This window comes from Aureimonas sp. AU40 (assembly GCF_001463785.1).
Taxonomy (GTDB): Bacteria; Pseudomonadota; Alphaproteobacteria; order Rhizobiales; family Rhizobiaceae; genus Aureimonas.
Map to the genome: position 1 here is coordinate 27,381 of NZ_BBWL01000054.1, position 20,867 is coordinate 48,247.

A 20,867-nucleotide genomic window follows, 5' to 3' on the forward strand; every position below is an offset into this window, starting at 1 on the left:
GGAAAGCCGCGCCCTCGATTTTCAAGCCGCTTCGTCGGTCAGAAGGCTGGGGCTGGGGTGGCGACGCTTGGCCTGTTCCACGGTGGGCGTGACGCGATCCGACACGGCTGCCGGGTCACGGCGAGCATCCGCTCCGGTTTCGGCGCCCGGCGCCTCGGCCTCGCCCCGCGTCAGGCGGAAGAAGGACGCCCCGACCTGGAGCTGCTGCGCCTCGTTCGACAATTGGCCGGCGGTGGCCGCCATCTCGTTGGCGGCGGCCGCGTTGGTCTGCGTGACCTGATCGAGCTGCCCGATCGCCTGGTTGATCTGCTCGATGCCCACCGACTGCTCGCGGCAGGCGGCCGAAATTTCCGAGACGAGTTCCGACGTGCGGCGGATATCGGGAACCAGCGTTTCCAGCATCTGGCCGGCGTCCTCGGAGACGACCAGCGTCTTGCCCGACAGATGCGCGATCTCCTGCGCCGCGACCTGGGAGCGCTCGGCAAGCTTGCGCACCTCGGAGGCCACCACGGCGAAGCCCTTGCCGTGCGACCCCGCGCGGGCGGCTTCGATCGCCGCGTTCAGCGCCAGAAGATCGGTCTGGCGGGCGATCTCCTGGATGACGCCGATCTTCTCGGTGATCGTGCGGATGGCGGTCACGGACGCGCCCACGGCTTCGCCGGTCTTCTCGGCGTTTCGCGAGGCCTGCGAGGCGATCTTCTCCGTCGTGGTGGCGTTGTCGGCGTTCTGCCGGACATTGGCGGTCATTTCCTCCACGGCGGCCGAGGCCTGCTCGGAGGCCGCGGCCTGTTCGCTCGCGCCCGACGACAGCTGCTCCGCCGTGACGGCCGACTGCGACGAACCCGAGGCGACCTGCTGGGAGGACTGGCGCACGCCGCCCATGATCTCGGCGAGGCGATGGCTCATCGTGTTCATGGTGCGCTCGAGTTGGCCGATCTCGTCGTTCGGCAGGGCGCGCGTGTCGGTCTGCCGCGACAGATCGCCCGCTTCGATCGAACGGGCGAGCCCGGCGACGCGGCGAAGGGGCCTCGTCAGCGCGTAGCGCGTCACCAGCATCGCGCCGAGCAGCACGAGCAGGAAGCTGGCGAGCGCGCTGCCGGCCAGAACCATCAGCTGATGGCGGGCGGGCGCCGTGATGACGGATTCGGGAACGTCCACCACCGCGACCCAGGTCGTGTTCAGATCCGGCAGGGGGAAGGGCGCAAAGAGACGATAGACGCTCTCGCCGTCTTCGCCGGGGAGCCCCGCGACCAGTCGCGGGGTGCCGGTCGTGACGGCCTGGTCGAACTCCGCGCGCCCCTCGCCGGTGCCGTAGGATTTGAGCAGCCGCTGGCGATCGGGATGGGCGGTCCAGAGCCCGTCGGACGAGAGAAGACGCACGCTGCCGACACCGTAGGGATGCATCTCGGAGAGAAAGCGCGTGAGTTCGTCCACCCCGAGATCGATGCCGGCGACGCCGATGAACCGGTCTCCCGAATGAACGGGATAGACGATGCTGGCCATCATCGGATTGGCCGGGCCTTCCGGGTAGAAATAGGGCGGCGTCAGCCCGCTCTTCTGGGTCTGCGCGGGCAGCGTCCACCACGAGGCCGTGTAGTCCTCGTCGATCGCCGCATATTGCGGAACGCCCTTTTCGTCGCGGCTCCAGTAGGCGGCGAAGGTGCCGTTCGCGTTGGCGCCTTCCTCGGCGTGGCCGGCCAGCTCCTCCTTGCGCCCGTCGAAGCCCCTGGGCGCTTCGAGGAACCACGAGCCGATGGCGAGATCGATCGGCTCGAACGCGGCCCTCAGATCGACGATCAGCTCCTTGCGCGACAGGCTGCCGCTGGCATGCGCGCTGCCCGCGATGCGCGCCATCGCGCCGGCGGCGGCCGACAGGCGGTTGATCGAGGCTTCGATGCTTTTCGTCGCCTTGCCCGCTTCGCCGAGCATCACGCGCTCCGCGCTCTCGTGCGACTGAACCTTGGTTTGATGCCCGAGGACCAAGGTCAAGGGAATCAGGGCGAGGCAAAGCGCGACGCCGATGCTGCCGATCAGCTTGTGCCTGAAAGAAACATTTGGGAACATTATGATCTCGTCAGGATGATCGCCGGACATGGCTTCAATCTTGGGGAGACTACGCACAACCTTCTAACGTACAGATAAAATTGTCTGTAAGAAGAACCTACGAGAAAGGCTGGAATCACTGTGCCGAAGAAGACCCTGGCGGCGACGATGCCGCGCGCTTCTTCGCTCGGACCCTAAAGACCTGGAATGGCGGCCCTCGACGGCGTGTTCTTTCTGCCGCTCGACCGGGCAGCGAATCCAGAAGTTGCCGGTGCTTACAGGCTCGACCCGGACGAGGCCGTGTGTGCAGCATCCGGTTCACCCCTGCCTGTCCCGCACGAGGCGCTTCAGATCGCGCGCGGCGGTGTCCAGCATCTGCTCGGACGCGGCGCGGGCGGCCTTGCCGTCGCGCATGCGCAGGGCCTCCACCAGCCGGCCATGCACCGCGACCGCTTCCAGATGCGACGCCACCGAACTGTTGGAACGGTCCAGCGCCCGGGTGAGCGCGGCGTCGATGACCCCAGACAATTGCGCGAAGACGAGATTGCCGCTGGCCCGCAGGAGGATGCGGTGGAACTCGGCGTCGGCCGCCGTGAAGGCGGCGTCATGGCCGCGCTCGGACGCGCGCATCGTCTCCCAGGCGGCGTTGAGCGCCGCGATGTCGGTCAGCGTCGCGCGCTCGGCGGCGAGTTCCGCCGCGAAGGGCTCGACCGCGCGCCGCGCCTCCAGCACCGCCGACAGAAAGGCCGCGTCCACCACCGTGTCTCCCATCCAGTCCAGGAGGTCGGCGTCGAGGAGGTTCCAGTCCGCGCGCGCGCGAACCAGCGTGCCGGCCCGCGCGCGGGAGCGCACGACGCCTTTCGACTCCAGCGTCTTCAAGGCTTCGCGAACCACGGTGCGGCTGATCGAGAACTCGGCGCAGAGATCCTGCTCCCTCGGCAGGGTCGAGCCTTCGGCGAAGCGCCCCTCGGCGATGGCCCGCGCCAGGGCGGCAACGAAATCGCGCCCGACCCTCGGCCTCGGCCCAGGCTTCGATCCGGGCTTCGACCTTGCGCGCGAAGCGGGCGCGACACTCTCTTCCTGCGCAACGGGCATGCTCGGTCTCCGCATTGAACTCCGCTTGTCATCCATTTCGGTGGGTCAGACAACCACGGATTTATGTCATACATTGCGATTGACCGGTCAGACAGAATCTCTCTAGGATGCGCTTGCGCTGTGGGAGCGGCGCCAGTCCACCGGGAGGCGAAGATGGCATTCACCAAACAGGCAATTCTGGCAGGCGCGGCGATGTTGCTGGCGCTGGGCGCCGCGGCCGCGCAGGACGTCAAGATCGGCTTCATCGTGAAGCAGCCCGAGGAGCCGTGGTTTCAGGACGAATGGAAGTTCGCCCAGGCCGCGGCCAAGGAGAAGGGCTTTACGCTGGTCGAGATCGGCGCCGAGGACGGCGAGAAGGTCCAGGCGGCGATCGACAATCTCGGCGCGCAGGGCGCGCAGGGCTTCGTCATCTGCACGCCGGACGTGAAGCTTGGCCCCGGCATCGTCGCCAAGGCGGCGGCCAACGATCTGAAGGTCATGACGGTGGACGACCGGCTGATGGACAATGCCGGCCAGCCGATCGAAACCGTGCCGCATATGGGCATTTCCGCCACCAAGATCGGCGAGACGGTGGGGCAGGGCATCGTCGACGAGATCAAGAAGCGCGGCTGGGACATGGCCAAGGTCGGCGCGATCAAGGTCTCCTACGACCAGCTGCCGACCGCCGTCGACCGCGTCGCCGGGGCGACCTCGGTTCTGGAAAAGAGCGGCTTTCCCGCCGCCAACATCTTCAACGCGCCGCAGGCCAAGACCGACACCGAAGCGGCGCTGAACGCGGCCACGACGGTGGTGAACGCCCATCCCGACATTCAGCATTGGGTCGCCGTCGGCCTCAACGACGAGGCGGTGCTGGGCGCCGTGCGCGCGACGGAGGGCGTCGGCATTCCGGCGGCCAACGTCATCGGCGTCGGCATCGGCGGCGCGGAATCGGCGATCAACGAGTTCAAGAAGCCGACCGACACCGGCTTCTTCGGCACGGTCATCATCTCGCCCAAGCGCCACGGCTACGAGACGGCCTCCAACATGTACGATTGGATCGCCAACGGCCGCGAGCCGGACAAGCTGATCCTGACCAGCGGCGAGCTGGCGACGCGCGCCGACTACGCCAAGGTGCGCAAGGATCTCGGCATCGAGTAAAGGCGCGGCCGGCGCCCGTCGAGCCGGCGGGCGTCCGGCCCGCCGGTCCGGTCTCCGTGCCGGATGGGCGAAGACCGGGCTGCCCGGGCCAAGGTTCGCCGTGTTCGCATCGCGCGGCTCGCCCGGCGATGGTGTCGCTCGTCCGACCCTTCCGGCGAGCGTGCCAAGCCTCTTCCCGGTCCACAACAGACTCCAACGCGGCGCGGCCATGGCCCTTCTCGAATTCTCCGACATCTCGAAATCCTATCCCGGCGTCAGGGCGCTGTCGGGCGTCGGCTTCTCGATCCCCGCCGGGCATGTCCACGGCCTGATGGGCGAGAACGGGGCGGGCAAATCGACGCTCATCCGAATCCTGTCGGGCGACGCGCGGGCGGATGAGGGCGCGATCCGCATCGAGGGCGCCGAGCAGCGCTTCGGCCGGGCGCGCGACGCCTTCGACGCCGGCGTCGTGGTGGTGCACCAGGAATTGCAGCTCGTGCCGAACCTCTCGGTCGCCGAGAACCTGAAGCTCGGCCGGTTTCCGAGCCGGGGCGGCGTCGTGTCCTTCCGCGCCCTGTTCGAGGAGGTGAGGGCGACGCTCGCCGAGATCGGCATCGACGTCGATCCGCGCGCCAAGGTCTCCAGCCTTTCCATCGGCGAGCGCCAGATGGTGGAGATCGCCAAGGCGGTGATGATCGACGCCCGGATCATCGCGCTCGACGAGCCGACCTCCTCCTTGTCCTCGCGCGAGAGCGAGATCCTGTTCCGGCTGATCGGCAGGCTGCGGGACGCCGGCAAGGTGATCCTCTACGTCTCGCACCGGCTGGACGAGATCTTCCGCCTTTGCGACGGGTGCACGGTGCTGCGCGACGGCAGGCTCGCCGCCCATCATGCCACGATGGAGGGCGTGACGCGCGAGCGCCTCGTGTCCGAGATGGTGGGGCGCGAGATCGCCGACATCTGGGGCTGGCGGCCGCGACCGATCGGGCCGACGCGCCTTGCCGTCGAGGGCCTTCGCGGCGCGCGCGTGCCGGAGCCCCAGAGCTTCGAGGCGCGGGCGGGCGAGATCACCGGCTTCTTCGGCCTCGTCGGCGCGGGCCGCTCCGAACTCATGCGGCTGGTCTACGGCGCCGATGTCGCGAGCGGCGGGCGTGTCGTCGTGGATGGCGAGGCCTTCGCGGCGCCGAGCCCGCGCCGCTCGATCCGCGCCGGGCTGGTGCTCTGCCCGGAGGACCGCAAGGCCGACGGCATCGTTCAGGGCCGCTCGGTGGCCGAGAACATCGCGATCTCCTCGCGCCGCCACCACTCGCCCTTCGGCATCGTGCGCCCGGCGCGCGAGGCCGGGACGGCCGACCGCTTCATCGAGACCCTGCGCATCCGCACGCCCTCGCGCCGGCAGGACATCGTGAACCTGTCGGGCGGCAACCAGCAGAAGGTGATCCTCGCGCGCTGGCTGTCGGAGCCCGACATCAAGGTGCTGATCGTGGACGAGCCGACGCGCGGCATCGATGTCGGCGCCAAGGCCGAGATCTACGAGATCCTCTATGCGTTGGCCGACAAGGGCATCGCCATCGTCGTCGTGTCCAGCGAACTGCCGGAGGTGATCGGCATCTCGGACCGGGTCCTGGTGATGTGCGAGGGGCGGATCGCGGCCGAGTTCCAGCGCCCCCAGTTTTCCGAGGCCGCGCTTCTCGCCGCCGCCCTGCCGGACCAGACCACGCCCCGCTTCGCCGAAAAGGCCTGATTCATGACCGCCACGATCAAACGCGTCCTGCTCGGCGAGCAGGGGCTCCTCGTCCTCTTCGCGCTCGCCTTCGCCCTCGTTTCCCTGACGGTTCCCAACTTCCTGACCGAGCGCAACATTCTGGGCCTGCTCCAGTCGGTGGTGACGATCGGCATCGTCGCCTGCACGATGATGTTCTGCCTTGCCTCGCGCGATTTCGACCTGTCGGTCGGCTCGATCGTCGCCTTTTCCGGCATGGTGGCGGTGATGGTGTCGAACGCCACGGGCTCGATCCCGCTCGGACTCCTCGCCGCCCTCCTGGCGGGAAGCTTCGTCGGCTTCGTCAACGGCATCGTCATCGCCAAGCTGCACATCAACGCGCTGATCACCACGCTCGCCACGATGCAGATCGTGCGGGGCCTCGCCCTCATCGCCTCCGACGGGCGCGCCGTCGGCATCAACGATCCCGCCTTCTACCAGCTGGCGCTCAGCCGCTTCTTCGGCGTGCCGACGCCGGTCTGGATCATGCTGGCGCTCTTTGCCGTCTTCGCCTTCGTGCTCAACCGAACCGTCTTCGGCCGCAACACGCTGGCGATCGGCGGCAACCCGGAGGCCTCGCGGCTCGCCGGCGTCGATGTCGATTGGGGCCGCATCGGCATTTTCGCGCTGCAGGGCCTCGTCTGCGCCGTTGCCGGCATTCTCCTCGCCTCGCGCATCACCAGCGGCCAGCCCAACGCCGCGACGGGGCTGGAGCTGTCCGTCATCTCGGCCTGCGTGCTCGGCGGCGTTTCGCTGGTCGGCGGCCGGGCGACGATGAGCGGCGTCATCGTCGGCGTCCTCATTCTCGGTATCGCCGAAAACGTCATGAACCTCCTCAACATCCAGGCCTTCTACCAATATGTCGTGCGCGGCCTGATCCTGCTTTTCGCCGTCCTGCTCGACAATCTGCGCTCGCGCGCGCTGGGAAGGCGCTGAGCCGGTGGGCACCCTCCATCTGGCGAGCGAGGGCCTCGAGGCGCGCGTCTCCACCAAGGGCGGGCGCATCCTCGGCCTCGATTGGCGCCGCGATGGGGCTGAGCGCACGCCGCTGCTCTGCCCGGCGGCGGAGGGCGCGAGGCCGGAGGCGCGCTCGGCCTTCGCGCTCCTGCCCTTCGGCAACCGCCTGCCCGGAAACGCCTTCCGCTTCCAGGGCCGGGAGCACCGGTTCCTCCCCAACACGCCCGATCCGTTCTATCTCCATGGCGACGGCTGGCTGGCGGACTGGCGCGCGGAGGAGGCGGGCCCGGACAGGGCGCATCTCGCCTTTCGCCACGAGGGCGAGGCCTATCGCTACGACGCGCGCCAGGAGATCGGCATCCGCGACGGCGGGCTCCGCATCGCCCTGTCGATCACCAATGCGGGCGAGGCGCCCATGCCCTTTGGCCTCGGCTGGCACCCCTTCCTGCCGCGCACGCCGCGAACGCGGCTTCAAACGGAGGCTAAGGGTTTCTGGACCGAAGCGCCCGGCCATCTGCCCGGCGCGCCCGCGCCGCTACCCGCCGATCTCGACTTCGCCGCCCCGGCGCCACTGCCGGCGCGCTGGGTCAACAACGCGCTGGAGGGCTGGAGCGGGCGGGCCGGGGTTGTCTGGCCGGAGCGTCGTGCCGGCCTCGCGCTATCAGTCGATCCCGTCTTCGCCCATGCCTTCCTGTTCCTGCCCGACCAAGCTTTCGCGCCTGCCCGAGACTGGTTCTGTTTCGAGCCGATGACGCATCTGCCGGGCGAGCAAGATCGGCCTGATCTCGGCGGTCTCGCCCCGCTGGCGCCCGGCGAAACGCTCGCCGGCACGATCCGCCTCACCCCTTTCTCGCCGCTCGCGGAGACCGATCGCCCATGAAGATCACCAAGCTTTCGACCTTCATCGTGCCGCCGCGCTGGCTCTTCCTGAAGATCGAGACGGACGAGGGCATCACCGGCTGGGGCGAGCCGGTGGTGGAAGGGCGCGCGCTGACCACAGAGGCGGCGGTGCACGAACTGGCCGACTATATCATCGGCAAGGACCCGCTGCTGATCGAGGACCATTGGAACGTGCTTTATCGCGGCGGCTTCTATCGCGGCGGGGCCATCCACATGAGCGCGCTGGCGGGCATCGATCAGGCCTTGTGGGACATCAAGGGCAAGGCCTTCGGCCAGCCGATCCACCAGCTGCTCGGCGGCCAATGCCGCGACCGGATCAAGGTCTATTCCTGGGTCGGGGGCGACCGGCCCTCGGATGTCGCGGCCAAGGCGCGCGAGGCGGTTGCGCAGGGGTTCAAGGCGGTCAAGATGAACGGCTGCGAGGAGCTTCAGATCGTCGACACGTTCGACAAGGTGGAGCGGGCGGTCGCGGCGGTGGCCGCCGTGCGCGAGGCGGTCGGCCCCCATATCGGCATCGGCGCGGACTTCCACGGCCGGGTTCACAAGCCCATGGCCAAGGTCCTGGCGCGCGAGCTCGAACCCTACAAGCTCATGTTCATCGAGGAGCCGGTCCTGTCGGAAAACCGCGAGGCGCTGGCCGAGTTCACCAAGCACTGCTCGGTGCCGGTGGCGCTGGGCGAGCGGCTCTACTCGCGCTGGGACTTCAAGGGCGTGCTGCAGGACGGCCATGTCGACATCATCCAGCCCGACCTCAGCCATGCCGGCGGCATCACGGAATGCCGCAAGATCGCGGCCATGGCGGAGGCCTACGACGTGGCTCTCGCGCCGCATTGTCCGCTCGGGCCGATCGCGCTGGCCGCCTGCCTGCAGATCGACGCGGTCAGCTACAACGCCTTCATCCAGGAACAGAGCCTCGGCATCCACTACAACCAGGGCAATGATATTCTCGACTATATCTCGAACCCGGAGGTCTTCCACTACGAGGACGGGTTCGTCGCCATCCCGCAAGGGCCGGGGCTCGGCATCGAGGTGAACGAGGACTACGTCATCCGACGCGCGGCAGAGGGGCACCGCTGGCGCAACCCCGTCTGGCGCCATGCCGACGGCAGCTTCGCGGAATGGTGACGGGTCGAAGGCGGGGAAAGGGAGGCGGGGCGATGGGCGAGCGGCTTCTGGGCAAGCGGATCATGGTGACGGGCGCGGCCCAGGGCATCGGCGCGGCGCTGGCGCGCGCGTTTGCCCGCGAGGGCGCCGCGCTCCTGCTTCTCGATCGGGACGAGGCGCTTCTGCGGGAAACCGGGGCAGCCTTGGCGGGCGAGGGCGCACGCCTCGTTCTGGTCGCCGCCGACATCTCGGACGCGCCCGCGATCAAAGCGGCGGTGGAGCGGGGCGGGTGCGAGCTCGGGCCGATCAACGCGCTCGTCAACAATGCCGGGATCAACGTCTTCGCCGAGCCGCTGGCCTCGAGCGACGCCGACTGGGACCGCTGCTTCGACGTGAATCTCAAGGGTGCGTGGAACTGCTGCCGGGCCGTTCTGCCGGGGCTGATCGAGGCGGGCGGCGGGGCAATCCTCAACATCGCCTCGACCCATGCCTTCACCATCATTCCGCACACCTTCCCCTATCCGCTCGCCAAGCACGCCCTTCTGGGGATGACCAAGGCGCTGGGCCTCGAATACGCCGCCAAGGGCGTGCGCGTGAACGCGCTGGCGCCGGGCTATGTCGCGACGCAGAAGGTGATCGACTACTGGAATTCCTTTCCCGACCCCGCGGCGGCCCAGGCGGACACGCTGCGCCTTCACCCCGGCGGGCGCATCGCGACGCCGGACGAGATCGCGCTTGCCGCCGTCTTCATGATTTCCGACGAATGCCCCTTCATGAACGCGACCTGCCTCACCGTGGACGGCGGCCTCAGCGTTCAACAGCATCCGGCCTGAGAGCTTGCGCGTCGCAGCGGCGGCAAGGTTTCCCACGAAGGGGAGGGGGCCACCCCCGGACGACCAGCGTCAGCTTGCCCTGCCGGATCTCGTCGTGGACAGGGATCAGGCCCGCCGCATGAACGCGGACGAGAACCCTCTCCTGAGGTGGCATCGCGTCAGAACGCCATGGCCGCGAGCGGGGGCGCCGACGGGTAGGTGCCGGCGTGGCCGGACGGGTGGCCGGAGCCTGCGGTCTGGCATCCCGCGAGGGAAAGGCAGGCGAACAGGATCATCATGGTGCGAGCCATCGGAGGTGTCCATCTGGGGCAAGGTCGCTGGAGCGACGCGGGGATGGCTCCGATTTCCGATGCGAGGTACGATTTCACAAGTAGGCAAGAAAATCGGACCTAGTTTGAAAATGGATACGATCGGCGTTTCCGGGCGCGAACCCGTCTGCATTCCCTCCGTCGAGGAGGTCGCGGAGTTCCGCCGGGTGGTCAACACGGTGATCGGCAAGTGGAAGATCGACATCCTGTTCGTCCTCCTCGCCGGGCCGAGACGGTTCGGCGAGCTGCGCCGCCTTTTGCCGGGCATCACGCAGACCATGCTGACCTCGCAGCTCCGGGCGCTGGAAGCGGACGGGCTCGTCGGTCGAACCGCCTTCGCCACGATCCCGCCTCGGGTGGACTACGAACTGACCGGGGCCGCCTACGCCCTGAAGCCGATCTTCGCCGACCTCGTGGGGTGGTCGAGGAACAGGAAGGGTCTGGCGCCAAGCGTTCAAGGAGTTTGCGCGACGGCCGAGGAAGGGTCGGAAGCCCAAGACACTTAGGACTGTCCGAGCGCGGCGTGTGCCGACAGCTGGCTCCGTCGATTTATGATATATCCTATTGTAAGGGCTTATGAAACTCGTAGTTCATAATATGCGTTATGGAACATAGATGGCGATGTGCCGGCAGGCTACTTGAGGCCGGCCGACTTATCCCTGGTTCACGCGCTCTGGCGCTCGAACTCGCCGTCCAGGTCGAGCGCGATGCCCTCGTTGGCGGGCGGGGCCGCGACGCGCGGCTTGGCGGCGTGCTTGGCGCCGAAGGCGCTGACGCGCTCCTGAAGCGCGCGAACCGCTTGGCTGCGTTCCTCGCTCGCCATGGCGGCGCGCGGACGCGCGGGGCCGGTGCGGAAGAAGCCGGCGCGCTCGGCCAGCCGGCCCGCCTCTTCCGACAGCTGCGAGGCGGTGACCGCCATCTCGTTGGCCGCGCCTGCGTTGGCCTGCGTCACCTGATCCAGCTGGACGATGGCGAGGTTGATCTGCTCCAGTCCCACGGACTGCTCGCGGCAGGCCGCCGAAATCTCCGACACGAGTTCGTCGGTGCGCTGAATGGTCGGCACCAGTTCGCTCATCTTCTGGCCGGCGGCGGAGCTCAGAACCAGCGTGCCCTCCGTCAGCTTCTCGATCTCGATCGCGGAACTCTGCACCCGCTCGGCGAGCTTGCGCACTTCGGAGGCGACGACCGCGAAGCCCTTGCCGTGCTGGCCCGCGCGCGCGGCCTCGATCGCCGCGTTCAGCGCCAAAAGGTCGGTCTGGCGGGCGATCTCGCGCACGTCGCGGACCTTCGCCGCCACCTGGCTCATGGCCGCCGCGGCTTCGGAGGCGTTGTGCTCGACATCCTCCGCCAGGACACGGGCATGCTTGGCCATCTTCTCGGTCTGGGCGGCGCTTTCGGCGTTCTGCCGGACGTTGGCCGTCATCTGCTCCACGGCCGCCGAGGCTTGCTCGCTGGCGGCGGCCTGCTCGGTGGAGCCGGAGGAGAGATGCTCGGCCGTGGCGGCGGACCGGGTTGAGCCGGAGGCGACCAGCTGCGCCGAACTCGTCACGTCCGACACGATCTCCCGCAGCTTGGCGGTCATCGCCGCCATGGCGCGCTGAAGCTCGGCGACTTCGTCCTTGCCCTTGGGAGAGACGACGCCGGACAGATCGCCGAGGCTGATCGCGTTCGCGGCCTCCACCGCGTTGCGCAAGGGGCGCGAGATCAGGCGGCGGCTGAGAAGAACGACGAGACCGACCACCACGACGAGGCTGAGGGCGATGCCCGCCAGCATGGTCAGCGCCTGGCGGTTCGCCGGCCCGAGGATCGCGGCTTGCGGCACGTCCACCACCATCACCCAGCTGGCGTTCAGGTTCGGCATGTCGAAAGGCAGGAACAGGCGCTGGAACACGGCGCCGTCCGCGCCCACCATGGACGCGGCTGTCACGGCGGCGCGGCTTGCGAGCGCCGCTTTCAGTTCCGCGCTGCCCTGGCCCTCGCCATAGGGCTTGGTGCGAAGGCTGGCGTCGGGGTTGGCGATCCAGTCTCCCTTGCCGGACAAGAGCGTCACGGCCCCCTCCCCGAAGGGCTTGAGGGTGAGAAGACGGGCGGACAAGCCGCCGAGATCGACGTCGAGCCCCAGCAGGCCGATCAGCTTGCCGGCGGAGGAAACCGGCGCGGAAAGCGAGGAAATCAGCACCCCTCGCCCTGTCGAGCTTTCCACATAGGGGGACGAGATCGCGAGCTTGCCGGTGCTGGCGGAGGCCGTCCACCAGTCGGCCTTGTAATCGTCCTTGAAGGTCGAGAAGCTCATGCTCGTGGCGTTGTCGCGCGTCCAGTAGGCGGCCAGGATGCCGTTGGCGTTGGCGCCGAGCTCCTTGTTGTCGCGCACGTCGTCCTGTTGTCCGTCGAAGGCCTTGGGGCTTTCGATGAACCAGCTGCCGAAGGCGGTCGGGAAGACTTCGAGATTGCGCTTGAGAGCCGTCAGAAGCTCGGGGCGGCCAAGCTGCCCGCCGGCATGGCGCTCGCCGAGGAGAACCGAGGCCGAAACGAGGCCGCCGCTATACTGGTAGAGTTCGGTTTCCACGACATGGGCGGCGCTGTTGGCTTCGCTGAGGATCGTGCGCTGCGCGTTCTCCACCGCGCTTTCGCGCGCGGCGTTGGCGAGATAGGCGGCGCTGGGAAGCAGTGTCACGGCCAGCCCGGCCCCGATGCAGGCGATGAATTTCATGCCGAGCTTCATGCCATCGCCTCGCGTGTAACCCGCCGTCTTTGCGAGCGAAGTCTAGGCACGAGACTCTTAAGGCCACCTTCCCGCCAGTAGCCGGGACCATAATTTAGGGCGATGATCGGGCTCGCTTGGGCCGGCCGGGGCGACAAGCGGGATCGAACCGCTCGCCGCCCCAACGAATACCCCTGGGGCTCAGTTGCTGTCGGTGAACGTGTAGGCGCAGAGCTTGTTGCCGGCGGGGTCGCGGAGATAGGCGGCATAGGCGCCGGGCAGATGGCCGCGCGGACCGGGCGCGCCCTCGTCAGTGCCGCCGGCGGAAAGGCCGGCGGCGTGGAAGGCGTCGACCTCCGCCGTGGTGGCGGCCGCGAAGCCGATCGTCACGCCGTTGCTCGTCGGCGCTTCGCCATTGCCCGGGCGCGCCACGATGAAGGCGGGCTTGTCGCGGCCGTAGAGCACCCAGCCATTGCCGAACGGCCCCAGATTCTTGACGCCGAGGGCGCCCAGCGCCGCGTCGTAGAACTTCGTCGAGACCGCGACGTCGGCGGCGCCGATCATCGCATGCGAGAACACGTCGTTTCCTGAAATAACGGCCATACAATCCTCTTTTAAACCGATGTTGCGAACGCGCGGGCGGAGACACGAGGCTCCGCCGTCCGCGCTTGTTCGATGATGTCAGCGAGCCTCGGACCGGTGGGTCCGGCGGACGCCGCCTCGAAAACCTGTCTGCTCCCTTCCTCCGATCGGGACGGATCGGTCCGACCTCGGTCCCGACGCCTTGCGGGCGCCAAAACGGGATCGATAAGGTCGGACCCATTCCGAACCCGATCGCGGGAGTTTGAGCCTCCATCCCGCCTGGAGACAGGACGAACGCGCCATGAAAGGCCGTTGATTGCGTCATGTCGCGGAAAGGGTTCGTCACCGACAGAGACCGTCTGGAAGACGAACCATCTGTTCATCCTATTAATTTACGCGAATGCGAGGGATCGTCGTCCATAGCTCGGCGATGATCCCAGCCCTCGTCGGACTGGCCGACGACCATTCGTTCGGCTTCGTCCTAGCCGCCCTCGTCCTGTGCATCGTGGCCGGCTGGCTTGTCGCCAAGCTGATGCGCGGCGTTGCGCAGGCCCGGTCCGGCCCCCGGAGGCGCTGGCTGGCAGGAACGGCCCTTGTGGCCGGACTGGGTGTCTGGACGACGCATTTCATCGCCATGCTCGGCTGGCGGCCCGACAGGGACGCCGGTTTCGACGGGCGCATGACGATGCTCTCCGTCGTCCTCGGCGTCTTGCTGGTCGGCGCTCCGCTCGCCCTGTCCGCGCTTTGCAAATCCCGGCGCCTGCGGGTTCTCACCGGAGCGGCGGCGGGACTTGGCATCGGCGCCATGCATCACGCCGGAATGGCGGCGGTCCAGTTCTGTGTCGTCACGCATTCCTCTCTCATCGGCAGCCTCAGCACCGCGATCGGGGTCGGCTGCATGGCGCTGGCCTGCGGATTGTCTCCCCGCACGAGAGCGTCCTTCGCCGTTTGCGCGCTCTTCACCACCGCCGTCGCCGGGACTCACTTCATGGCCCTTGCCGGAACGCGGCTGGACTGCGTCGCGGGCGCGGGGAATGGGCCGCACGACAACATCACGCTCAGCGTCTTCGTCGGCATCGGTTCCGGCGTCGTGTTTCTCGGGGCCTTCCTGACGATCCTCATGGCGAAGCGCTTCGAGGCGCAGGAGCAGGCCCACTCCGCCGTTCTGAGGACCGCGCTCAACAACATGTCGAACGGCCTTCTGTTTCTCGACGCGAATGGCCGCGCGCGCCTCTACAACCGGCGCTATCTCGAAGTGTTCGGCTTCCAGCCCGACACCGATCTCACCGGCCTGACGGTGAACGAGATCGTGGCGCGGGTGGCCGACGGCAACGGCTGGTCGGCGGCGCGGCGGGAGCAGGCCAGCGCGCGTCTCGACAAATGGCGCAGCCTCGCCCGCTTCACGCAGATCGACTATCCCATGGACAATGGTCGCATCATGCAGCTCGAGATCCGCCCGCTCGACGAGGGCGGCACGGTGATCACCTTCGACGACGTGACAAAGGAGCGCGAGGCGCAGCGCCATGTGGCGCAACTCGCTTTCAGCGACCCGCTCACCAAGCTCGCCAACCGCCGCGCGCTGAGCGCGCGCCTGGAGCGCGACGTCTCCGCCAAGCGTCGTTTCCATCTGCTTCTGATCGATCTCGACCGCTTCAAGTCTGTCAACGACACGCATGGCCATGCGGTCGGCGACAAGCTGCTGATCCAGGTGGCCGAGCGCCTGACCGAGATCGCCGGGAAGATCGGCTTCGTGGCGCGCCAGGGCGGCGACGAGATGGCCGTCCTTGTCTATGGCGACAAGCCGCAGGGCCTCGCGGTGGCCGGCGCGGTCATCGCCGCGATCTCCTCTCCCTTCCGCATCGACGAGCTGACGGTCGAGATCGGGTGCAGCATCGGCATGGGCTGCGCCGAGGACTCCAGCGACGCCGCCGATCTCATGCAGTTCGCCGACGTCGCGCTCTACGAGTCCAAGCGGCAGGGCCGCGGCCTGGTGAGCTGCTACACGCACGGCATGCTGGACGCGATCACCGAGCGGGGGCAGCTCGAAGCCGACATGCGGCACGCCGTCGAGCGCGGCGAGATGCATCTCGTCTACCAGCCGGTCCTGGCGCTGCGTGACGACCGGCTGATCGGCTACGAGGCGTTGATCCGCTGGGATCATCCGATGCTCGGCGCGCTTTCGCCCGCGCGCTTCATTCCGCTGGCGGAGGAAACCGGCCAGATCGTCGCGATCGGCGCCTGGGTGCTGGAGGAGGCCTGCCGGCAGGCGGCGGACCTGCCGGACGAGATCTATGTCGCGGTCAACGTTTCGCCCGTCCAGTTCCAGTCGCCGCTTCTCCTGACCCATCTGACGCAGGCGCTGGCGCAAAGCGGCCTGCCGGCCCGGCGGCTGGAAATCGAGTTGACCGAGACCGCGATCGTCCGCGACGGCGTCGGTATCGCCCAGACGCTGAACGCCATCCGCCGGCTCGGCGTCACGGTGGCGATGGACGATTTCGGGACGGGCTATTCCTCGCTGGCGCATCTGCGCGACTTCCCGCTCGACCGCATCAAGGTGGATCGCTCGTTCGTCGCGACCGCCGAGACCGACCCGCACTCCCTGGCCGTGCTGGAGGGCATCACCCATATCGCCCGTCGCCTCGGCGTCGCGATCCTGGCGGAGGGCGTGGAGACGGAGGCGCAGCTCCAACTCATGCGCGACATCGGCTGCGACGCCGTCCAGGGCTATCTCGTCGGAAAACCGGCGCGATTGGCGCAGGACCAGCCGCCGCCGGCAGCACTCTCGGCCTGACGACATCGGCGGCGCGGGCCCCGGTTCGAAGGTTGTGCTTCGCCGCTCGCGGCCGATGGGCTCGGATGATCCTTTGACGAGCCGCCTCCGGCGATGGGGCGACAAGCGGGGACGTTAGGGAGGTCCACTTCTCTCATGCCGCCGAAATCGGCTATAGGTCGGGCACGATGACCATGCCCCGCCCAGCAACGCCCGCCACCGGTCCCATCATCCTTTTCGACGCCGAATGCGTCCTGTGTTCGGCCAACGCCCGGTTCGTCCTGAAGCGGGACCGAAAGGCCGTGTTCCGTCTCGCCTCCATGCAGGGCGAGGTCGGGCAGTCTCTTTATCGCCGGCACGGGATGGACCCGAACGATCCCGCCAGCTTGCTCGTCGTGGACGGGGAGCGGATGCGCCGGGACAGCGACGCCGTTCTCAGCATCTACGAACGGCTCGGCTTCCCGTGGTCGCTCGTGCGGGTGTTTCGGATCGTTCCCGCCGCGCTGCGAGACCCCGTCTACCTCTTCGTCGCGCGCCATCGCTATCGCCTGTTCGGCCGGCGGGACACGTGCTGGGTGGCTCCGCAACGATACAGGGACCGCATCCTGTGAGGCGTCCGGCACGCGGTCTATCCCGAGTTCTTCCAGGCTGGAATGCGCGGTGAAGGCCATGTCGCTCGGCGGTCCGCTGAAGCCCATCGCGCCCGAGATCGCGGCCCGCGCCGCGCGCCAGATGCGCGAGGGCGATCCCGAAAGCGCCCGCCTCCATCTGGAAAGCGTCAAGCGCCAGCTCCTGGGCTCCGAACCCGACTTCGCGCACTGACTCTTTCGCTCGAGCCCGGCGACCCGCCTGATCGAGGACGAAAAGCGCCTCGATACTTGCGTCGCGATGGGCGCGGCCTTCGGCTGCGGTCTCTAGAGGGAACCGTCAGCCGAAGGCGGCGATCGCCTTCAACGCCCCGTCCGCCCCCTCACCCGTCGTGTTTTCGCAGGAAGGCCTCGACGCGGGCGAGACACGCGTCCTTTTCCTCCACATGCGGCATGTGGCTCGACTGGGGAAAGACCTCCGACTCCACGCTCGGAATGCGGTCGATGAAGGGTTGGACGCATTCGGGCGTCGCTTCGTCATAGGCGCCCCGGAAAACCAGCGTCGGTGCCTCGATGTTCGGAAGGCGATCGATCACGGTCCAGTTGCGCATGGTGCCGACGACGTGGAACTCGTTCGGCCCGTTCATCGTGTGATAGACGGTGGGATCGCTTTCCACCGCCAGGAAGGTACGCGCCACCTCGTCCGGCCAGGGGGTGACGCGGCAGACATGGCGGTCGTAGAAGACGCGGCTCGCCGTCAGATATTCCGGGTCCTGCGTGGTTCCGGCGGCCTCGTGCCGGTCGAGCGCTTCCTGCACCTCCGCCGGCAGTTCGGCGCGCAGCTGCGCCGCGCCCGCGACCCAAAGGTCCATCGAAGCCAGCGAGTTGGCGAGGATCAGCGCCTTCAACCCGGCCGGTCGGCGAACGGCATGCTCCGACCCCAGCATTCCGCCCCAGGACTGGCCAAGGAGGGCGTAGCGGCTCCGAATGCCGAGATGGTCGAGGAGGTTGTCGAGTTCACCGAGGAAGAAGTCCACGGTCCAGAAGTCGCCGCCCTTGTCCGGCAGATGGGTCGAGCGACCATTGCCGATCTGGTCGTAATGGATCACGGCCCGGCCCTTGGCGCTCAGCTCCTTGAAGCTGTCGACATAGTCGTGCGTGCAGCCTGGCCCGCCATGGGCGATCACCAGCGGCAGGGGGCCGGCATCGAGATCGCCGGTGACGCGGTACCAGGTCTTGTAGGGACCGTAATCGGCAAAACCCTCAACGGTGTCGGCTGCGACGGACATGGCGCCTTCCTTCTTTGAAGCGAGCCGATCCTACGCCGCTTGGAAAGCCGTCCGACACCTATCGAAAAGAAGAGGGTCCCAAGCCCTTGGGCGCGGAAATATGCCCTCGAAATGAGCGCGCACAATTGACGGGCATGTGATCGCGGTGCCACCATCGGTTCATGTCGATCCTGTCCGATCTTTCCGACCGCCTCCTGCCCGGCATGGGCTTCGATCCCGCGCTCGACGCCGCCCTGGACTTGGTGGAGCGCGCGGGTTTCACCTCCGTCATCTACGACTACACACCCGTTCCGCGCAGCCATGACGGCGTTCTCATCACGCCCAACATCTTGGAAGCGCGCCGCGTGCCGGACGACATGATGCGCCTGTGGCGGGACGGGTTCTACCAGCTCGACCCCGTGCAGGACGCCGCCTTGTCCTCTGCCGCGCCCTTCGTCTGGTCGGCCTTCGGGCCGCAAAGCCGGATCATGGAAACGGTTCTGTGCGAGCGGCACGGTCCGGTTCTCGGCTATATGCGCGACATGCGCTTTTCCTGCGGCGTCACGGTGCCGATCCACCATCCCGGCGGGGATCTGGCGACCTTCACGGCGATCTGCGTCGATGCCGAGCGCGACTTCGGAGAAGCGGCGGCGCGGCTTGCGCCCGCGATCGGGCTTCTCGGCCAGACGTTCCACGACATCGTCCAGGCCGGTTTCTCGCCGGACACGCGCCGCTCGCGCGCCATGCGCCTGTCGCCGCGCGAGATTCAGTGCCTCAGCCTCTGCGCGGAAGGGCTGACGGCCAAGGAGATCGCGCGGCGGCTGGATCGCTCCGTGCCGACCGTGACGCTGCATCTCAACAGCGCCGGGCGCAAGCTCGGCGCGCGCAACCGGTTCCAGGCCGTCGCCCGCGCGGCCCATTACCGGCTTCTGGGGGTGGCCTCTTAGAGATTGTCTGACAACTCGGCGACGGACCGACCCGACCGGGTTGTCAAACAGCCTCCTAGACCCTCCGGCACCCTATGAGTTTTGATAGCTGGCGCGCGGTCGCTCCAAGCTCCACGCTGCGATCAGCTTCGACGCCCGCCAAACGGACGGGCTTCAGGATAAGGAGATCGGCGATGTCGTTGATGAGACCTCGTGTTCTTGCCGCCCTGCTCGCGGGCGGAGCCGTCCTCGCGGCCTGGGGCGCCTCCCCGACGCTCGCCCAGGAAAAGGGCGGCACGCTGCGGCTTCTCGCCCGCGCCGCCGCCGGCACGATCGACCCCCATATCAACTACACGCTGCAGCAATGGCAGATCTTCTACATCGCCTATGACGGGCTGGTGACCTTCCGCAAGGCCGGAGACCAGACGGGCTTCGAGGTGGTGGCCGATCTCGCTGAGGCGCTGCCGACGCCCGAGAACGACGGCAAGACCTACCGGTTCAAGCTGCGGCCGGGCATCAAGTTCTCCAACGGGCAGGACCTGACGACGGACGATGTCGTCGCCTCGTTCCAGCGCATCTTCAAAGTGTCGGGACCGACCGCCGGCACCTTCTACAACGGTATCGTCGGCGCGGATAAGTGCCTGGCGGCGCCCGCCGACTGCACGCTCGAAGGCGGCGTCGTCGCCGACAAGGCCGCCGGCACGGTCACGATCAATCTCAGCGCGCCGGACGGCGAGTTCCTGCAGAAGCTCGCCGTGCCCCATGCCTATATCGTGCCCGCCGGAACCGCTTCGAGCGACCAGGGCACGACGCCGATCCCCGGCACCGGCGCCTATGCCATCCAGTCCTACGATCCGAACGCCGCGCTGAAGCTCGCGCGCAACCCGAACTTCAAGGAATGGAGCGCCGAGGCGCAGCCCGAAGGGATGGTGGACGAGATCTCCTATGATTTCGGCTTGACGGAGGAAGCGGCCGTGACCGCGATCCAGAACGGCGACGCCGACTGGATGTTCGATGCGCCCCCGCCCGATCGTCTGGCCGAGATCGGCACGCAATATGCGTCCCAAGTGTCGCTGCATCCGCTGTCGGCCATGTGGTACGCGCCGATGAACACGCGCCTCGCGCCCTTCGACAATGCCAAGGCGCGGCAGGCGGTGAACTTCGCCATCGATCGCAACGCCCTGGTGAAGCTCTTCGGCGGCGCGAACCTCGCCCAGCCGGCCTGCCAGATCCTGCCGCCCGGCTTCCCCGGCTACACGCCCTATTGCCCCTATACCGCCGCGCCCGGCACCACATGGTCGGCGCCCGACATGGAAAAGGCCAAGGCTCTGGTGGCCGAAAGCGGCACCGCCGGCCAGGAGGTGAAGATCATCGCCGAGGACACGGTCGTGTCCCGCGCCGTCGGCGTCTACCTGCAGGACGTGCTCACCGAGCTCGGCTACAAGGCGAGCGTCCAGCCGATCTCCCAGAACCTCCAGTTCACCTACATCCAGAACACCAACAACAAGGTGCAGATCTCGATCTCGCAGTGGTTTCAGGATTATCCCTCGCCCTCCAACTTCCTGAACGTCCTGTTCTCCTGCGCCTCGTTCCATCCCGCCTCCGACGCGTCGGTCAACATCGCCGGCTTCTGCGACGAGGCGGTCGAGGCCAAGATGAAGGAGGCCTTCGCCGCCGGGGTGAGCGACGCCAAGGCCGCCCTGCCGGTCTGGACCGAGGTCGACAAGATGGTGACCGACGCCTCGCCCGCAGCCGTTCTCTTCACGCCCAAGCGCGTCGACTTCGTCTCCTCCCGGGTGCAGAACTTCACCTTCAGCCCGCAATTCTACGCGATCTTCTCCAAGCTCGCGGTTCAGTAAATCCTCCGATGAAAGGCGCGGCTCGGACGAGCCGCGCCCATTCGCCTCCTATTTTC

The 20,867-nt window shown here is 67.7% G+C and carries 17 protein-coding genes and 1 pseudogene; 12 read left to right on the forward strand and 6 right to left on the reverse strand.

The window, feature by feature from the left end; genetic code table 11:
* Positions 1-21: 21 nt before the first annotated feature.
* Together AUL32_RS21250 and AUL32_RS21255 are read right to left on the reverse strand one after the other, a co-directional pair.
* A complete protein-coding gene (locus tag AUL32_RS21250; protein ID WP_244498010.1) occupies positions 22-2,064 on the reverse strand; it encodes a methyl-accepting chemotaxis protein in 2,043 nt (680 codons plus the stop codon).
* Between the two features lie 297 nt (positions 2,065-2,361).
* Positions 2,362-3,138 carry a FadR/GntR family transcriptional regulator gene (locus AUL32_RS21255; protein ID WP_062119651.1) on the reverse strand — a complete coding sequence of 259 codons (777 nt, stop codon included), beginning with the start codon at positions 3,136-3,138 and terminating at the stop codon, positions 2,362-2,364.
* A 153-nt stretch (positions 3,139-3,291) separates the two neighbouring features.
* On the opposite strand from AUL32_RS21255, the gene AUL32_RS21260 reads away from it, so the two are divergent.
* From AUL32_RS21260 to AUL32_RS21285, 6 genes are all read left to right on the forward strand, one after another.
* Positions 3,292-4,275: an arabinose ABC transporter substrate-binding protein gene (locus tag AUL32_RS21260; protein WP_062119654.1), complete on the forward strand. Its 984-nt coding sequence runs from the start codon at positions 3,292-3,294 to the stop codon at positions 4,273-4,275.
* A gap of 208 nt (positions 4,276-4,483) precedes the next feature.
* The gene (gene araG / locus AUL32_RS21265; protein ID WP_062120086.1) at positions 4,484-5,998 is read left to right on the forward strand and encodes an L-arabinose ABC transporter ATP-binding protein AraG; all 1,515 of its coding nucleotides are present in this window, start codon (positions 4,484-4,486) and stop codon (positions 5,996-5,998) included.
* 3 nt (positions 5,999-6,001) lie between these two features.
* A complete protein-coding gene (araH, locus tag AUL32_RS21270) occupies positions 6,002-6,952 on the forward strand; it encodes an L-arabinose ABC transporter permease AraH (protein ID WP_062119657.1) in 951 nt (316 codons plus the stop codon).
* Positions 6,953-6,956: 4 nt separating this feature from the next.
* A complete protein-coding gene (locus AUL32_RS21275) occupies positions 6,957-7,853 on the forward strand; it encodes an aldose 1-epimerase (RefSeq protein WP_062119666.1) in 897 nt (298 codons plus the stop codon).
* Entirely contained in the window at positions 7,850-8,998 is a 1,149-nt protein-coding gene (dgoD, locus tag AUL32_RS21280) for a galactonate dehydratase (protein ID WP_062119669.1), read from the forward strand. The genes AUL32_RS21275 and dgoD overlap by 4 nt, the downstream gene beginning before the upstream one ends.
* Before the next feature lie 32 nt (positions 8,999-9,030).
* Positions 9,031-9,810, forward strand: a complete 780-nt coding sequence (locus tag AUL32_RS21285; RefSeq protein ID WP_062119672.1) for an SDR family oxidoreductase — start codon at positions 9,031-9,033, stop codon at positions 9,808-9,810.
* Positions 9,811-9,968: 158 nt separating this feature from the next.
* On the opposite strand, the gene AUL32_RS26325 is transcribed toward AUL32_RS21285, so the two are convergent.
* Positions 9,969-10,100: a hypothetical protein gene (locus AUL32_RS26325; RefSeq protein ID WP_280137596.1), complete on the reverse strand. Its 132-nt coding sequence runs from the start codon at positions 10,098-10,100 to the stop codon at positions 9,969-9,971.
* 110 nt (positions 10,101-10,210) lie between these two features.
* Between AUL32_RS26325 and AUL32_RS21290 the strand changes: the two genes are divergently transcribed.
* A complete protein-coding gene (locus AUL32_RS21290) occupies positions 10,211-10,624 on the forward strand; it encodes a winged helix-turn-helix transcriptional regulator (protein WP_082659953.1) in 414 nt (137 codons plus the stop codon).
* 158 nt (positions 10,625-10,782) lie between these two features.
* On the opposite strand, the gene AUL32_RS21295 is transcribed toward AUL32_RS21290, so the two are convergent.
* Both AUL32_RS21295 and AUL32_RS21300 read right to left on the reverse strand, forming a co-directional pair.
* A complete protein-coding gene (locus AUL32_RS21295) occupies positions 10,783-12,840 on the reverse strand; it encodes a methyl-accepting chemotaxis protein (protein ID WP_062119675.1) in 2,058 nt (685 codons plus the stop codon).
* A 180-nt stretch (positions 12,841-13,020) separates the two neighbouring features.
* Positions 13,021-13,422 (reverse strand): VOC family protein, encoded by a 402-nt coding sequence (locus AUL32_RS21300; protein WP_062119678.1) that lies wholly within the window; start codon positions 13,420-13,422, stop codon positions 13,021-13,023.
* A 409-nt stretch (positions 13,423-13,831) separates the two neighbouring features.
* Here AUL32_RS21300 and AUL32_RS21305 point away from each other — a divergent pair, with 409 nt between their 5' ends.
* From AUL32_RS21305 to AUL32_RS25710, 3 genes and pseudogenes are all read left to right on the forward strand, one after another.
* Positions 13,832-16,192 (forward strand): putative bifunctional diguanylate cyclase/phosphodiesterase, encoded by a 2,361-nt coding sequence (locus tag AUL32_RS21305; protein ID WP_062120088.1) that lies wholly within the window; start codon positions 13,832-13,834, stop codon positions 16,190-16,192.
* A 167-nt stretch (positions 16,193-16,359) separates the two neighbouring features.
* Complete coding sequence (locus AUL32_RS21310) at positions 16,360-16,782, forward strand: thiol-disulfide oxidoreductase DCC family protein (RefSeq protein WP_062119681.1); 423 nt, start codon at positions 16,360-16,362, stop codon at positions 16,780-16,782.
* A 40-nt stretch (positions 16,783-16,822) separates the two neighbouring features.
* Positions 16,823-16,993, forward strand: a pseudogene (locus AUL32_RS25710) (aldolase); the annotation flags it as partial.
* A 148-nt stretch (positions 16,994-17,141) separates the two neighbouring features.
* On the opposite strand, the gene AUL32_RS21315 reads toward AUL32_RS25710, so the two are convergent.
* A complete protein-coding gene (locus tag AUL32_RS21315) occupies positions 17,142-18,047 on the reverse strand; it encodes a proline iminopeptidase-family hydrolase (RefSeq protein ID WP_062119684.1) in 906 nt (301 codons plus the stop codon).
* Between the two features lie 161 nt (positions 18,048-18,208).
* On the opposite strand from AUL32_RS21315, the gene AUL32_RS21320 reads away from it, so the two are divergent.
* Positions 18,209-18,973, forward strand: coding sequence for a helix-turn-helix transcriptional regulator (locus AUL32_RS21320; protein ID WP_156421568.1), 765 nt, complete (start codon positions 18,209-18,211; stop codon positions 18,971-18,973).
* Positions 18,974-19,155: 182 nt separating this feature from the next.
* Positions 19,156-20,811, forward strand: coding sequence for an ABC transporter substrate-binding protein (locus AUL32_RS21325; RefSeq protein WP_062120094.1), 1,656 nt, complete (start codon positions 19,156-19,158; stop codon positions 20,809-20,811).
* Positions 20,812-20,867: the final 56 nt, after the last annotated feature.